Source organism: Mannheimia sp. E30BD, from assembly GCF_041807785.1.
Lineage (GTDB): Bacteria > Pseudomonadota > Gammaproteobacteria > Enterobacterales > Pasteurellaceae > Mannheimia.
In genome coordinates, this window is the sequence record NZ_JBGTYX010000033.1 from 1 (window position 1) to 15,348 (window position 15,348).

A 15,348-nucleotide genomic window follows, 5' to 3' on the forward strand; every position below is an offset into this window, starting at 1 on the left:
GATTTTCCCGACGACCATAGTGCTGTGGTTCTACCTGACTCCATACCGAACTCAGAAGTAAAACGCAGTAACGTCGATGGTAGTGTGGTGATTCGCCATGTGAGAGTAGAGCATCGTCGGGTTTTTATTTACTGAGTTTACTTATATAGATGAGTAAACTGACTAAATAGAAAGAATTTGATTGATAACCAGAGTGCTGTGGCTCTACCTGACTCCATTTCGAACTCAGAAGTAAAACGCAGTAACGCCGATGGTAGTGTGGTGATTCGCCATGTGAGAGTAGGGCATTATCAATCTATGAATTTGCGGAGCGGTAGTTCAGCTGGTTAGAATACCTGCCTGTCACGCAGGGGGTCGCGGGTTCGAGTCCCGTCCGTTCCGCCAACTTATTTGATAACCGATTAGTTTATAGCTAATCGGTTTTTTCGTTTTTATGCTCTNGATAACCGATTAGTTTATAGCTAATCGGTTTTTTCGTTTTTATGCTCTGTGAATTCTGCTAGAATTTGCAAAATTATAAACAAAAATACCCGCTTGTATGGCTGAGCTTGACCCGATTATTGAACAATTTCTTGATACGTTATGGCAAGAACACGGTTTGTCTGAAAATACGATAGCCTCTTATCGTTCTGATCTAGAACGTTTTTCTGATTATTTTTCTGAACCAAAGGCTTTCTTATCTATTGATCATATCGACTTACAGGGGTTTTTAGGCGAGCGTTTAGAGCAAGGGTATAAGGCAACCAGTTCAGCCCGAATGTTAAGTTGTTTGCGGAAGTTCTTCCGGTTTTTAAACCTTGAGAACTATCGTAAAGATGACCCAACCCTTACGCTCACTTCGCCGAAACGAGGTGCGCATCTACCTAAATCGCTAAGTGAAGAGCAGGTGATGGATTTGCTTGATGTACCAAATACGCTAGATCCTATCGAATTGCGTGATAAAGCAATGCTAGAGCTGCTTTATGCAACAGGTTTGCGTGTAACGGAGCTGGTTTCGCTTTCAACCGATAATATCAGCTTAAAGCAAGGTGTAGTGAGAATTATCGGGAAAGGGGACAAAGAGCGGTTAGTGCCATTGGGTGAGGAAGCAAATTATTGGATACAAGAATTCTTCCAATACGGTCGTCCTATTTTGCTGAATAATCAGCAGTCTGATGTAGTATTTCCGAGCCGGCGTGGGCAGCAGATGACAAGGCAGACCTTTTGGCATCGGATAAAGCATTATGCGGTCCTAGCTGGAATTGATGCCGATAAACTCTCGCCACACGTTCTTCGCCACGCCTTTGCAACCCATTTAGTCAATCACGGTGCGGATTTACGCGTGGTACAAATGCTACTTGGACATAGCGATTTATCCACCACACAAATTTACACCCAAGTGGCGAAAGCTCGTTTGAAATCGTTGCACCAGAAATTCCACCCGAGAGGCTAATTTTTGATACAAGCCACAAATTCATCTTGCCAAAAAACGAGCAATGTGTGGCTTCTTTCCCACACTGGCACATTGTGTTGTTGCCAGATTTTTTTCATCTCTTCCTGATGCGGTTTTCCATAGCATTTCACTTTACCTTGTTGTCCGATTGTAAGTGAAACCTCCTCGTAAGCTAACGCTTCGGGTAATAACAAGCGGTCTATTTTGTCATTTTTTTTGCAAATGATCTCTTGCTGATTACGAGTAATTTTTCCGAGTTGATAAGGAAGATCTAGCTTTGTTTGAGATCCTAATTTTATTTCAAATGCAGGAATTTCAGGGAGCTCATCAGTGATATAGAGAGCTTGTTGATAGCGCCTAATCACCTTTTCCCCGATTTTAACTTGAGGATTCTTATCCGTATTTGCAAAAATTAACTCAAAAATGACCGCTTGTAATTGAGCTTGGCTCGGCATCATCACACCGTATTTTTCCAACCATAATCGGATTAATTGTTGCTGTTTGAGTAATGAAAAATCCTGAAACTGAACAATAGAAAGTTGCTTTTTTTCGCCTATTCTTTGGGTTAATTCATCATTGAGCAGTTCTCTGATAAGTTCTTGTTGCTCTGCACAATGTTGAGCAGAACGAGCAACCATCTGGCTGAATTGTTGCCAACGTTGGTTTAATAAAGGTAAGACTTCATTGCGGAGGAAATTGCGATCGTAGCGGTTATCTGCATTGCTCTCATCTTCAATCCACTCAAGCTGATGTTGGGTGGCGTAAGCCAAGATTTCCGCTTTGCTAAAGGGTAATAGCGGTCGAAAAACGGTAAAATTTTGCAAGAAAGTAACCGCTTGCATTGCGGATAGTCCTTTAATACCGCTCCCACGTTTTAAGGCGAGAAAAAAGGTTTCTGATTGGTCATCTAAATGATGTGCTGTAGCCAATATTTCATTCGGTTTTAAATGTTGTTGAATTGCCTGATAGCGTGCCTCTCTCGCCCCGCTTTCTATGCCGTTGCTTGTATCAATGTTTACTTTTTGCAAAATAAACGGAATATTTAACCGCTTGCAATATTGCTCACAGAATGTCGCCCAGCTATCGGCATTCGGGCTGAGTCCGTGATGGATATAAATTGCCCGAATGTTGAAACCTGTACGAGAAAAAAGGTGGAGTAAAGTGACGGAATCTACACCACCGCTTAGCCCAACCAAAAAATCTTGCGTGTTGGGTAGCCATTGTTCGAATTGTTGTTGAAAACGTTGAAGTAGAGGCATTTATTTCCCCCTATTTTTCTGGCTACGGAGATTATCGCCATCTGTTTTATTTAAAAAGAGTAGGAAAATAGCTAACAATAGCCCAAAAATGCTTACTGTGAAAAACGTAGAGCTAAATGCTTGCTGTAATTGCTCGCCTTGTTCACCATAATTTTTTCGGTATAAGGCTAAAATGACAGAAGCAACCGCAATACCAAAACCAATTCCCACTTGTTGTACGGCACTTAAAAAAGTTGAGCCAGCACTAGCTTCTTTATCCTTTAAATCCGCAATGGTTAGCGTATTAATGCTGGTAAAAATAATAGAATTACACATACCATTGATAAATAGAATAAGCACAAGAAGCCAAATAGGGGTTTGTTTATCCATAAAGCCTAGTGTGAAAATAATCACACTCATCGCAATAGCTCCTGAAATAAGTGTGTATTTATAGCCTAGTCGCATTAATATTTTGCCAACAACGGATTTCGCTAAAATAGCTCCCACCGCAATAGGGGCGAGCAACCAGCCTGCTAAATCAGCACGATAACCAAAGCTAACTTGTAACATTAATGGCACTAAAAATGGCACGCCAGAATTGCATAAACGGTTAATCAGATTTGCGATCATTCCAATGGAGAAGGTGCGAGTTTTAAATAGACTTAACGACAAAATAGGATTAATCGCTCGTTTAGCGTAAAAGATGTAAATTGCCATTAGTAATAAGCCAATAGCAATGATGAGTAACGCTCGGAAGCTGTTATTTAAGTCTTCGCCGATTAATTCCAAGCCAAAGGTAAAGCTAACTAAGCCGAAAGCAAATAATAGAAAACCGATGAAGTCGAATTTTTCGGTTTCTTGCGTGAGATTAGGCATATATTTGCCTGAAATGTAAATCCCTAATATGCCCATTGGGATATTAATCAAAAAAATCCAATGCCAACTTGCAAAAGTAACCAGCCAGCCGCCTACAATAGGCCCAAGTATAGGCCCGATTAAGCCCGCCATTGCCATAGTGTTCCACGTTGCGGCTAATTCTGATTTTGGCACTATCCGAATAATCGTAAGGCGTGCAACGGGCATCATCAACGCACCACCAATACCTTGAAATATACGAGTAAGCACTAATATTTCTAAGGTTTGCGACATTGCACAGCAGATCGAACCTAACACAAACAAAACCACAGCCAAGCGAAAGATTTTCAGCATGCCGAATTTATCCGCCAACCAACCACTTAATGGAATGAGTGCAGCAATGGTTAAAGCATAACTAATTACTGCCATTTGCATTTCAAGTGGTGATTCGTGCATATCCGCAGAAATAGCAGGTAAAGCGGTGTTCAAAATGGTGCTGTCTAAGGTTTGCATAAAGAAAGCTGAGGCGGCAATCCACGCTAAGCCTTTATAGGAAACATTTTCGGTTGCTATAGCCATAAGCTACCTTTTATGATGATTTAAAACAAGCGGTCATATTTTGATGAAATTTTGCGAATACAATCAAATCTGCAAAATGCAGAAAAAATATCACCGCTTGTGATGATTATTTACCGATACAAAACGAGCTGAAGATATTGCCGAGAAGATCATCAGAGGTAAATTGCCCTGTGATTTCACTTAACGCATTTTGCACTAATCGCAATTCTTCCGCTAAGAGTTCGCCCGCTAAGAATTGAGTAAGCTGGATATGCCCACGCTCTAAATGCTCGGCAGCAGTTTCAAGTGCTTGTAAATGACGGCGGCGAGCTAAGAATCCACCCTCTGTTGAGCTTTGGTAGCCCATTGATTTTTTCAAATGCTCACGCAGTAAATCTACGCCTACTTTGGTTTGAGCGGAGAGGCGAATCACCGTGAAATCGTCCACTTGAATCAAGCCTTCAGCCTCGCCAGATAAATCTACTTTGTTGCGAATAACGGTAACAGGCATATTGGCTGGCAATTTGGCTAGGAAATCTGCCCATTCACTGCGGAACTGATCGGCTTGTTGCTCGGTGCTGTCAATCATCAATAAAACGTGATCGGCTTGAGCGATTTCGTCCCACGCTCGAGCAATACCAATACGTTCGACTTCATCACTCGCATCACGCAAACCTGCGGTGTCGATAATATGCAGCGGCATTCCATCAATGTGAATATGCTCACGCAGAACATCACGAGTTGTACCTGCAATGTTGGTAACGATTGCCGCTTCTCGCCCCGCTAATGCGTTTAGTAGGCTTGATTTCCCTGCATTTGGGCGGCCAGCAATCACCACTTTCATCCCCTCACGCAAAATAGAGCCTTGCTTTGCCTCACGGCGAACGCCGTCTAATTGGGAGATAATTTCATTTAATTTCGCTTCAATTTTACCATCGGCTAAAAAGTCGATTTCTTCATCGGGGAAATCGATAGCTGCTTCCACATAGGTTCGCAAGTAAATCACATTATCTACTAATTCATTGATTTTGTTAGAAAATTCCCCTTGTAGTGATTTCAACGCAGAACGAGCGGCTTGTTCGCTTGTGGCGTCGATTAAATCCGCAATCGCTTCAGCTTGGGCAAGATCGAGCTTATCGTTTAAAAAGGCTTGTTCGGAAAATTCGCCTGCGCGGGCAATGCGTAGCCCTTTGACTTGCAAAATGCGTTTTAACAATAGGTCTAAAATAATTTGACCGCCGTGTCCTTGCAATTCAAGCACATCTTCGCCGGTAAAGGAATTTGGGGCTTTGAAGAACAGGGCGATGCCTTGATCTAACACCGTGCCGTCTTCATCTTTAAAGGGCAAATAATTTGCCACACGGGGCGATAATTTTTGACCTAGTACCGCTTCAGCCACATTTTCTGCTAATGGGCCAGAAACTCGCAAAATCCCAACACCGCCACGACCAATCGGGGTGGCTTGGGCAACAATAGTATCTTTCATTTTTTTGTTCATTGTAGGGGCGAGTCCTGTGCTCGCCCGTAATTTATTAGGGATATTTGGGCAGGCACAGGACCAGCCCCTACATATCGCTCTATAATACCGAAACCCAGCCCAAAGGTAAAACAAAAGCCGATTGCTCGTATCCAGCCGAAAGAGTAGAATGTCGTTCTTTATTTAAACAATTTCACTCGATTTAATGTCTTTAGAAAAACTTTTACTTTTTCGCCGATTTATCTCCACCACCGCCTTTTTTTCAATGCAAAGCGTGTTTTTCTTTTACTTAAAAGGAAAAGGATTAGATAACGCACAAATCGCTTTCTCGCTCTCATTATTGCTGTTTTGCAACCAAGCCTTAGCTATTTTGGCAGGCATTTGGGGAGATCGCTACGGTTTAGCCAAAATGATGTTACTCGGCTGTTTCTTAGATGTGGTCGCCTATATGCTATTTTTAGCGGCAGATAACTATATTATTTTGCTGATGGCGACAACCTGTTTCGGCTTAGGTAGTTGCTTGTTCGGCACGAATGCAAGAGCTTGTTTGCTTGCCCTTGCAGGCAATGAATATGCTTCAAAAACTCGCTTACAAGGGAAGTATCTAAAAGTAACTAGTATGTCTTCAATGTTAGCACCGCTTATCATCATTCCTTTCATTAAATTTGAGATGATTGAAACGCTGATTTGGATCTGCTTTATTTTAGAGGCGGTGTTATTTGTGTTTATGGTGAAACCATTCTCGGCGGTGGAGGGCATTAGCGGCGGTGTGAAGTTTCGTTTTTCACAAATTAAAGAAATCATTACTAAAGAATTTCTATTTGCACACTTAATGTTATTTATCCCCCTTAGTGTGGCATCTTCGTACTTTATTATTTTTCCGTATCTGTTTGATAAAGTCCTGAATGCCCCAGAACATTCGCCAATTGCCTTGTTCATTAACGGCATTTTAACGGTCAGTTTGCAATCGACTTTTTCTCGTAAAATCAACTTAACCAAGCAACAATTGATTTGGGTTTCACCATTGTTAGCGGTGGCGATTATCGCCCCTTGGTTTATAGCGGTAAAATTCGCCACATTAACCGCAGCCTATATTTACACCGTGATTTTCACGGTGGTGGAAGTTTTTGCCCTAACCGCAATGGCAAATTTATTAGTGAAGTTTGACAACGGCACACATCGAGGCTTTATTTTCGGCTCATCAAGGCTGATTTTGTCGATTACAACAGTGATTACAATGAATTTAGTGCCTGTGATTTTTTTGGTTTAAGCAACAAGCGGTGGTTTATTACTCGCTACGCTCGCTCTTTCGGAGTCGTTGGCAAAGCCAACGTTCAAACGCAAGTGTTTGTTCCCATTTTTGCAAAGAAAAAGCCGTTAGTGAAAGGTTTCATTAACGGCTTATATTATTTATTTTTATTCCATTAGCGTTTGGAAGTTATCGTAATTTAGCCCTAATTTACGGCGAGCTGATTGTGCTTGCGAGCAAGGGTAAAAATTGGTTACAGCTGAACGTTGTTCGTGTTTGCTGTAGTGATCGCCAATTTGTTTTACCTTCTCAACACATTGATTGTAATCTTGCTTTAACTGCTCAGGATTTTTCGTGTAGTTGTCAATCACAGCTTGCTCTTTCGCTTTTAAAGCATTTTCAAAGGCTCTTTTTGCACTTAATGGCTTTTTATCGCTGAACATCGCGTATTCAGATTTCTGTTGCTCTAAGGTTGGTAAATCTTGAGCTTCAAACGCTTTTTCAGCCTGTTCGCCTAATGCAATTTCCCAAATGGAACAAGCAGAAAGTGGGCGTTTATCTTTCGCACAAAACTCTTTTTCTTGTTTAAGTAATTCATCGTAAGAGAATTTTACTAATTCTGCTTTGCCCAGTTCAACATTTTCTAAATGGATTTCTTCAATGGCTTTACAGGCGTAGTTATCTTTAGGAACAGCAAACCCTGTTTTGCTAAATTGATTAACATATTTAGCACAATCTGAATTTACAATATAGTGAGCTGTTGCTTTCCAATCTACTTGCCCTAGTTCTTGCTTTATTTTTGCTTTTTCACGGTCAATTTCTTCTCGTGCTTTTGCTTCAGCGGCTTTGCGTTCTTGCTCTGCTTTGATTTTTCGATCTTCTTTAATGGCATCAATAGCGGCGTTACATTCAGCATCTGCTTGGAGAGCTTTTAACGCATTTTCATCTTTCTTTTTCCAAGCCTCTTTAGCTTTATTTTCACACTCGGTTTTCTTTGCCTCTGCTTTATCAATATTTTGCAAATAGTAGGCTTTATCTTTTTCAGAACAGCCTGTTAAGGCAAAGGTAGCTGCAATAATGCTGGCAAGAACTATCTTTTTCATAAAATTCTCCTTGTATTAATGAAAATAACAATATTATATATTGTTTTTTTTTTGGTCAATTTGTTATCATTTTTTAATCGTAGAACGGTACGATAGCCATATAAAAGCCCTGTAAATTAAACTTACAGGGCTTTATTTTAAGGTAAAACTTCAGCCAACCACAATCTCAACTTCAAACTCAAATAACTTGTGTAGCCTGTGGTGTGGTTAAAAATTTTCCCATCTTTGATAATTAAAATCGTCGGGGTGGCTTGAATATTCCAGCCTTGAGAAAACTCGCCTGTTGGGTCATTCAAGGTTGAGAAGGTGTAACCGTTTTCATTGAGGTAAGTTTCTACTTCTATTTCGTCACCTGATTTTAGCGCAACGCCTAATACTTCCGTCCCTTCTTCAGATAGCTGCTGAACACTTGGCGAAACAACGGTGCAGAAATGACACCAACTTCCCCAAAAATAGAGCAACATCGGTTTTTCGTGGCTGAGTTGGGCGATGATTTTCGGTTGATTTTGGAGGTCGTAATGCACGGTTTGTTCAAATTGAGTTGGGGCAGAAGGGGAGCGATACCAATCTACAACAAGGCTAATCACAATAAACAAACTACCAAAGACAAAAATATTTTTTACTAAGCGAGAGATAAGCGATTTCTTTTTCATAATGTTATATTGATAAAAACAGAAAAAACCTGTGAAAATACTTCACAGGTTTCTAGCTTGAGTATTAGAGAATATCTAATAATTCCACTTCAAATACTAAGGTTGCAAATGGTGGGATTGATGCACCAGCGCCACGCTCGCCGTAAGCTAATTCGTGTGGAATGGTTAAACGCCATTTTGAGCCAACAGGCATTAATTGTAATGCTTCTGTCCAACCACGAATTACACCGTTTACTGGGAATTCAGCCGGCTGACCACGTTTCACGGAGCTGTCAAATACCGTGCCATCAATTAATGAACCCGTGTAGTGAACACGCACGGTTGAAGTAGCGGTTGGTTTCTCGCCAGTACCTTTAGTTAAAATTTCGTATTGTAAACCGCTGTCGGTTACGATTACGCCGTTTGCTTTTTTGTTCTCTTCTAGGAACGCTTTATTTTCCGCATCAATGGCTTTAAATGCTTCTGACTGAGCCGCTTCTGCACGCTGACCTAATTCTTGTAATGCGGTTGTTACTTCGTTAATGTCGATTGCAGGCTCATTATTGTTTAATACATCAAAAATACCACGAGCAACCGCTTCTGCGTTTACGTCCATACCGCTGCCTAAAAGCTGCTGACCGATTTGTAAACCGATACCGTAACCGCCTTTTGATTCTACTGAGTCTAATGTAACTGAATTGAAATCTAATGCCATTTTTTGTTCCTTTTGTTAATTGAATTCTGTATTAAAAAATAAATACGCAGAAGTAGATGGGGATTGTTTTTGATAAAACAAGATGATGAATGAACAAGCGGTAGTTTTTTCGCAAAATTTTGCAAGAAAACAACCGCTTGTAACGATTAGAAGGTTAAGTATGGCGCCACTTTTTCAACTGTTGTATCGTTAATACCCGAAATATTAGATAATTCAGTAGCGCTTTTGATCTTGCCTGCTTTTTTACGATATTTCACGATAGCTTTTGCTTTCGCTTCGTCAATACCTGCTAAAGACTGAAGCTCTTCTTCGCTTGCTTTGTTGATGTTTACTTTTTGTGATTTTTTCACTGTAATCGTTTTTTCAGCCGCTGTTGCTTTTACTGCTGATACTTTTTCGGTTGTGGCAGCTTTAGCTGAGTTTAAGGTTTCTCTTGCAGTTGCTGCTTTTTCAACGGTTGCGACTTTTGCAGCTTCTGCTTTCACTTTTGCGTTTTCGGTTGCAGTACCCACCTTAGCTTTAACAGTTTCCGTTTTTTGGGTAACGCTCTCTTTAACTTCTTTCGCTTTTACTTTCGTATTTTCTTTAACTTCCGCAGCTTTTTGTGCTACAGATGCTTTAGTTGCATTGATGAGTTCTTCGGTTGTTGCAGGTCTTACAGATACGGATTCAGCAAATGATGTTGCTGAAACTGCCATCGCAGCACCTAATGCTAATAATGTTTTTAATACTTTCATTGGAAACCCTTAAAATAAAAAAGAGGAAAATTATTAAAAAAACTGTCATTTAGGACTGTAGGTTTGGAGTAAAGTTCATCACAAATGGTTTTTATAATTTGCAAATTTTTTGCCAAATAAGACCGCTTGTTTTTTCCCATTGCTTAATCTGCTAAACTAACGGCAATGATTTCTAACTACTTAAACACCCGATGACGAAAGATCTTTCCTCCCACACGCCAATGATGGTGCAATATTTGCAACTCAAAGCTCAAAATCCAGACATTCTACTTTTCTACCGAATGGGAGATTTTTACGAGTTGTTTTATGATGATGCGAAACGAGCGGCGACGTTGTTGGATATTTCTCTCACTAAACGTGGGCAATCGGCAGGCGAGCCAATTCCAATGGCGGGTGTGCCGTATCACGCTGTGGAAGGGTATTTGGCAAAGCTAGTCGCATTGGGTGAGAGCGTGGCAATTTGTGAGCAAGTAGGCGACCCAGCCACCTCAAAAGGGCCTGTTGAGCGAAAAGTGGTTAGAATTGTTACGCCGGGAACGGTGAGTGATGAGGCATTACTGCCTGAACGCCAAGATAATTTAGTGGCGGCGGTGTATGAAGAAAAAGGCACTTTTGCGATCGCCTCGCTTGATATGACTTCCGGGCGGTTTTTAATCAGCGAATTGCCAAATAAAGAGGCATTATCAGCAGAATTGCAACGTTTGCAACCTGCAGAAATTCTATATGCGGAAGATTTTTCTGCAGCAGGCATTTTAAACAATTACAAAGGCTTACGCCGCCGTCCTGTGTGGGAATTTGAGCTGGTGACGGCAATTCAACTGTTAAATCGTCAATTTGGCACACAAAGCCTTGCAGGGTTTGGGGTGGAGAAAGCGGTAGTGGCTCTTTGTGCCGCAGGTTGTGTGTTGCATTATGCACAAGAAACCCAGCGTACGGCATTGCCACATATTACTTCAATCAAATTATTTCAACATAGCGATACGGTGTTATTAGATGCTGCCACTCGCCGCAATTTAGAGCTTACGCAAAATTTGGCAGGTGGCACGGAAAACACGCTGGCTGCGGTATTAGATAAATGCGTTACCCCAATGGGAAGCCGTTTGCTCAAGCGTTGGATTCATCAGCCGATTCGAGATTATGCCAAACTACAAGAAAGACAGCAGACCATAGGGGCGATTATTCAGCACGATAGAGTTGGAGAACTTCAGCCCTTGTTGCAACAAGTGGGCGATATGGAGCGAATTTTGGCTCGTGTTGCTTTACGTTCGGCTCGCCCTCGTGATCTCACTCGTTTACGCACCGCATTGGCACAACTGCCTGAAGTTGCAAAAAATTCGCAAAATTTGACCGCTAGTTTAGATAAATTATTATCTCAACTTGCTGATTTCAGCGAGTTACACGACTTACTTGAACGTGCGATTATTGAAAATCCGCCACAGCTTATTCGTGATGGTGGGGTAATTGCCGAAGGTTACAATGCGGAACTTGATGAATGGCGGGAGCTTTCAGATGGAGCAACACAGTATTTAGAGAATTTGGAAATTCGTGAGCGTGAAAGTACAGGGATTGATTCGCTGAAAATCGGCTTTAATGCGGTTCACGGTTACTACATTCAAATCAGTCAAGGGCAGGCTCACAAAGCTCCGATTCACTATGTTCGCCGTCAAACGCTTAAAAATGCCGAACGCTATATTATTCCTGAACTCAAAACCTATGAAGACAAGGTGTTAAAGGCGAAGGGGGCATCGCTTGCACTCGAAAAACAACTTTACGATGAGCTATTTGATATTTTAATGCCACGATTAGGCGAGCTGCAACTGGCGGCAATGGTGCTTTCAACCCTTGATGTGCTGACTAACCTTGCCGAGCGATCAGATAGCTTAAATTATGTTTGCCCAACCTTTAGCCCAAACAGAACGGTAAACATCAAAGGCGGCAGACACCCTGTGGTTGAGCAGGTGCTAACAGATCCATTTATCGCCAACCCTGTATTTCTGAACGCTCAACGCCATTTGTTGATTGTAACAGGTCCGAATATGGGCGGTAAAAGTACCTATATGCGACAAATCGCCCTCATTACGTTGATGGCGTATATCGGCAGTTTTGTGCCGGCAGAAAGTGCGGAAATTGGCCCGATTGATCGGATTTTTACTCGCATTGGAGCAAGCGATGATCTCGCTTCGGGGCGTTCAACCTTTATGGTGGAGATGACAGAAATGGCGAATATTCTTCATCAAGCTACTGAAAATAGCCTTGTGTTGATTGATGAAATCGGGCGAGGAACTTCAACCTACGATGGCTTATCGCTTGCGTGGGCGTGTGCAGAATGGTTGGCGAAGAAAACGCAATCTTTAACGCTATTCGCTACCCATTATTTTGAGCTAACAGGGTTGCCAAATCAGCTTAAAGGCGTGGCAAATGTGCATTTAGATGCGAGAGAACATAACGACACTATCGCCTTTATGCACTCGGTACAAGAAGGGGCTGCAAGCAAAAGCTACGGCTTGGCGGTGGCGGCATTGGCGGGCGTACCAAAGCAAGTGATTCAACTGGCAAAACAGCGTTTGGCACATTTGGAGGAAATCTCCCTCCAAACAAAACAAGCCAACGAACACCCACAGGCGGATTTACTGTTTTCCGATGGTTTTGATTTGCAAAAAAATGAAGCAATTCAACCGCTTGTAGTAGAAAATGAAGTTGAAAAAGCCCTGAAAGCCCTTCAGCCTGATGAACTTACCCCAAGACAGGCTTTGGACGAGTTGTATCGCTTGAAAAAATTGTTGGAGTAAGTTGAAGCAAATAACTAAGAAACCGCCCCGTTTAAGGGGCGTTTTTGTTTAGAACGTATGTGAAAACTCAATATAGACACGGTTTTTGTCATAACTATAGAAGCTATGATTGCTTTTTACCTTGTTATATTGCCACGTTAAGCGAGGGGTAATGCCCTTAAAATGCAAGGCTCTGTGCCAAATGCTCGCTTGCACGCCATATTCTTTATTACGCTGAGTAATTTGGAAAATTGGCATTGGAGCTCTATATTGCTTGCGAGCATAGCTCACACTTAATTGGGTGGAAAGCCCGTTCTTCCATTCTTGCCCCCAACCCAGTGAAACACCTCTGCGAATAAAGCTATCATCTAAATCACGGGTGCTGGTGCGGTTAAAATTCGCCCCCACAAACCAATATTGTTGGCTGTTAGGGTAAAAATAGAGGCTCGGGGCAATAAAATGATAATTGCCGTCTAAATGTTGGCGGCGGGTGTAACGCTGCTCGGCATATTCATAAGTGATGGCGGATTGCCACTGCGGCGTAATCCAATATTGCCAACGGGTATTTACACCGCCCGATTTGGAGTAACGTTTCGTGCTTTCACTTTGGCTAGAGCCACCGGCATACCACATCTGCTCAAAAAACGGCAACAAGGTGATTTTTTGTTTCGCATTTTGATAACCCAAGCCGAGGCTTTCTCTGAGCGAATATTCGTTATATTTTTTGTTGTTCCAGTAATATTTACCGTTTCCGCTTAAACGAAACTCGTGGAAGAAACCATTGCCCCAAGACCATTTTTTATCCGCCTCAAAGTGAAATCCGACCCCTTGGGCGGATTCTTTTTTCGGTGCAGTCCAGCTATCATAGGTTGTACCAGCGTTTGGGGCATTGTTGATATTCGGGTCGTTTAAATAGGTTAAGCCACCTTGAAATATCCATCTGTCTTGCTTGCTGATTGCGTCTAAATAATGACTGATCATATTTGCAATTTCTGGCGGTAATTTATCCGCTTGTAATTTGTGAAATTGTGCTTCTGCTGCTTCATTTTCACGATTCTCAAAAAGAGTCACCGCAAGCTGCATTCTAATTGGCTGATTTTCAGGATAACTTGCCAGCAATTCTCGGTAGAGTTTAATAGATTGTGTGTAATCTTGCGTTGATTTAGCCTCAACAGCCTTTGCCCACGCAATGATGTCTCCATTTTGCTCAGATGCAGGAAGTTTTTGGTACATTGGCAATAAAAAGACCACATTTTCGCTATGCCCTGTTACCAATGCCATAAGCATTGCCGAATTTAATAATTCAGGTTGCTGAATGAGTTCTTGGCTTGAAAGTGAAATCGCTTTATTGCTATGTTGCACTTTGGGCTGAACCTGAGCAACTTTATGCTCCGGTTTCTCAAACGATTGATTTTGTTGCATTCGCTGATTATCCATTTTCTCTTGAATTTGAGTTGGGGTGACGTCAGCAAATGCGAGAGGAGAAGTAAGCATTAAAGAAATAAAAAGTGATTTTTTCATCATAGAGAGCCGTTAATAAATAGAAAAGGCCATTTTTCAATAGCCTTTCAAAAAGATCAATTAAAAATTACTGTTTTTTACCACCAAATGCACCAGAGAAGCTTGATGAGCTGTAAGCTCCGCCAATTTCAGATGCATCTGGACCATAGAAATGCCCTTCTAACTCAGCGGCTTTTCCATTATAAACTGCTGTACCTTCAAACTCGTTATCATCAATTTTAGCGTTAGTAATGGTCACATTTGGAGCAACATCACCGTTTATGGTTTTATTAGCAAAATCAACAGTTAGCGTATGGCCTTTTGAGTCTAAGGAGTCGTGACCATTTGCCACAAACACACCTTCTACGTTATAGGTTGCCGTACCGGTTTTCGGCATATTCGCTTTTGGCGTTTCTTCACCTTGGGTAAATACATAGCCGTCAAATAGAGTATGAAGAGTTTAGTATCATTTGTAAATAGATAAAATAAAATCACCCTAGTGGAGCAATTTTATTATTTTACCAATTCCACAACCTCTCTTACCAACTTCCCAATCTCCTCCCACTTCTGCGCTTTAATCAGCGATTTCTCCACAAACCAAGAGCCACCGCACGCCACCACATTCGGAATCGCAAGGTAGTCGTTGATGTTTTGCGGTGAAATACCACCAGTCGGCATAATTTGTAAGTTGCTGTAAGGGCCAAGCAGGGCTTTAATCATTTTCACCCCGCCACTTGCTTCTGCTGGGAAAAATTTGACTACTTGTATGCCAAGTTCAAGAGCAGCTTCAATCGCCATTGGGTTATTCACGCCCGGTGTAACAGGCAAACCTAACGCTTGGCAATATTTAACGATAGTAGGATTAAAGCCCGGGGTGACAATGCAATCTGCCCCTGCGTTTTTGGCAGCAAGGACTTGCTCTTTGGTCAGCACCGTTCCCGCGGCAATTAATACTTCTGGATAGTTCGCCTTCACTAATTTAATTGCCTCTTCAGCTGCTGCCGAGCGGAAGGTAATTTCTACCACAGGCAAGCCGTTTTTAGACAAGGTTTTCGCCAGCGGTAAAATATCTTCTGCGTTGTCG

The 15,348-nt window shown here is 41.8% G+C and carries 12 protein-coding genes, 1 tRNA gene, 2 rRNA genes and 1 pseudogene; 6 read left to right on the top strand and 10 right to left on the bottom strand.

The window, feature by feature from the left end; genetic code table 11:
• Positions 1-6: 6 nt before the first annotated feature.
• From rrf (ACERCG_RS11610) to xerD, 4 genes are all read left to right on the top strand, one after another.
• Positions 7-122 (top strand): 5S ribosomal RNA (gene rrf / locus ACERCG_RS11610).
• Between the two features lie 58 nt (positions 123-180).
• Positions 181-296: ribosomal RNA gene (gene rrf / locus ACERCG_RS11615) — 5S ribosomal RNA — on the top strand.
• Positions 297-307: 11 nt separating this feature from the next.
• A tRNA-Asp gene (locus ACERCG_RS11620) sits at positions 308-384 on the top strand.
• A 154-nt stretch (positions 385-538) separates the two neighbouring features.
• Positions 539-1,432: a site-specific tyrosine recombinase XerD gene (gene xerD, locus ACERCG_RS11625; RefSeq protein WP_373612222.1), complete on the top strand. Its 894-nt coding sequence runs from the start codon at positions 539-541 to the stop codon at positions 1,430-1,432.
• Here the strand turns inward: xerD and tilS are convergent.
• The 3 genes from tilS to mnmE form a co-directional block, all read right to left on the bottom strand.
• Positions 1,429-2,691, bottom strand: a complete 1,263-nt coding sequence (gene tilS / locus ACERCG_RS11630; RefSeq protein ID WP_373612223.1) for a tRNA lysidine(34) synthetase TilS — start codon at positions 2,689-2,691, stop codon at positions 1,429-1,431. The two genes, xerD and tilS, sit on opposite strands and share 4 nt — an antisense overlap.
• Entirely contained in the window at positions 2,692-4,104 is a 1,413-nt protein-coding gene (locus tag ACERCG_RS11635) for a DHA2 family efflux MFS transporter permease subunit (RefSeq protein WP_373612224.1), read from the bottom strand. It lies immediately after the preceding gene.
• 106 nt (positions 4,105-4,210) lie between these two features.
• Positions 4,211-5,569 (bottom strand): tRNA uridine-5-carboxymethylaminomethyl(34) synthesis GTPase MnmE, encoded by a 1,359-nt coding sequence (mnmE, locus tag ACERCG_RS11640; protein ID WP_373612225.1) that lies wholly within the window; start codon positions 5,567-5,569, stop codon positions 4,211-4,213.
• 196 nt (positions 5,570-5,765) lie between these two features.
• Between mnmE and ACERCG_RS11645 the strand changes: the two genes are divergently transcribed.
• Entirely contained in the window at positions 5,766-6,830 is a 1,065-nt protein-coding gene (locus ACERCG_RS11645; protein ID WP_373612226.1) for an MFS transporter, read from the top strand.
• Positions 6,831-6,976: 146 nt separating this feature from the next.
• On the opposite strand, the gene ACERCG_RS11650 is transcribed toward ACERCG_RS11645, so the two are convergent.
• The 4 genes from ACERCG_RS11650 to ACERCG_RS11665 form a co-directional block, all read right to left on the bottom strand.
• Positions 6,977-7,912: a hypothetical protein gene (locus ACERCG_RS11650; RefSeq protein WP_373612227.1), complete on the bottom strand. Its 936-nt coding sequence runs from the start codon at positions 7,910-7,912 to the stop codon at positions 6,977-6,979.
• A gap of 137 nt (positions 7,913-8,049) precedes the next feature.
• Positions 8,050-8,565 carry a protein disulfide oxidoreductase gene (locus ACERCG_RS11655; protein ID WP_373612228.1) on the bottom strand — a complete coding sequence of 172 codons (516 nt, stop codon included), beginning with the start codon at positions 8,563-8,565 and terminating at the stop codon, positions 8,050-8,052.
• A gap of 64 nt (positions 8,566-8,629) precedes the next feature.
• Positions 8,630-9,259 (bottom strand): FKBP-type peptidyl-prolyl cis-trans isomerase, encoded by a 630-nt coding sequence (locus ACERCG_RS11660; RefSeq protein ID WP_373612229.1) that lies wholly within the window; start codon positions 9,257-9,259, stop codon positions 8,630-8,632.
• 146 nt (positions 9,260-9,405) lie between these two features.
• The gene (locus tag ACERCG_RS11665) at positions 9,406-9,996 is read right to left on the bottom strand and encodes a helix-hairpin-helix domain-containing protein (RefSeq protein ID WP_373612230.1); all 591 of its coding nucleotides are present in this window, start codon (positions 9,994-9,996) and stop codon (positions 9,406-9,408) included.
• A gap of 191 nt (positions 9,997-10,187) precedes the next feature.
• Here ACERCG_RS11665 and mutS point away from each other — a divergent pair, with 191 nt between their 5' ends.
• The gene (mutS, locus tag ACERCG_RS11670) at positions 10,188-12,785 is read left to right on the top strand and encodes a DNA mismatch repair protein MutS (protein ID WP_373612231.1); all 2,598 of its coding nucleotides are present in this window, start codon (positions 10,188-10,190) and stop codon (positions 12,783-12,785) included.
• Positions 12,786-12,833: 48 nt separating this feature from the next.
• Here the strand turns inward: mutS and ACERCG_RS11675 are convergent, their stop codons facing one another.
• The 3 genes and pseudogenes from ACERCG_RS11675 to ACERCG_RS11685 all read right to left on the bottom strand — a co-directional run.
• Entirely contained in the window at positions 12,834-14,285 is a 1,452-nt protein-coding gene (locus ACERCG_RS11675) for a surface lipoprotein assembly modifier (protein WP_373612233.1), read from the bottom strand.
• A gap of 67 nt (positions 14,286-14,352) precedes the next feature.
• A pseudogene (locus tag ACERCG_RS11680) lies at positions 14,353-14,691 on the bottom strand (Slam-dependent surface lipoprotein); the annotation flags it as partial.
• A gap of 86 nt (positions 14,692-14,777) precedes the next feature.
• Positions 14,778-15,348, bottom strand: a 571-nt coding sequence (locus tag ACERCG_RS11685; RefSeq protein WP_373612232.1) for a bifunctional 4-hydroxy-2-oxoglutarate aldolase/2-dehydro-3-deoxy-phosphogluconate aldolase, incomplete at its 5' end; no start/stop codon positions are given.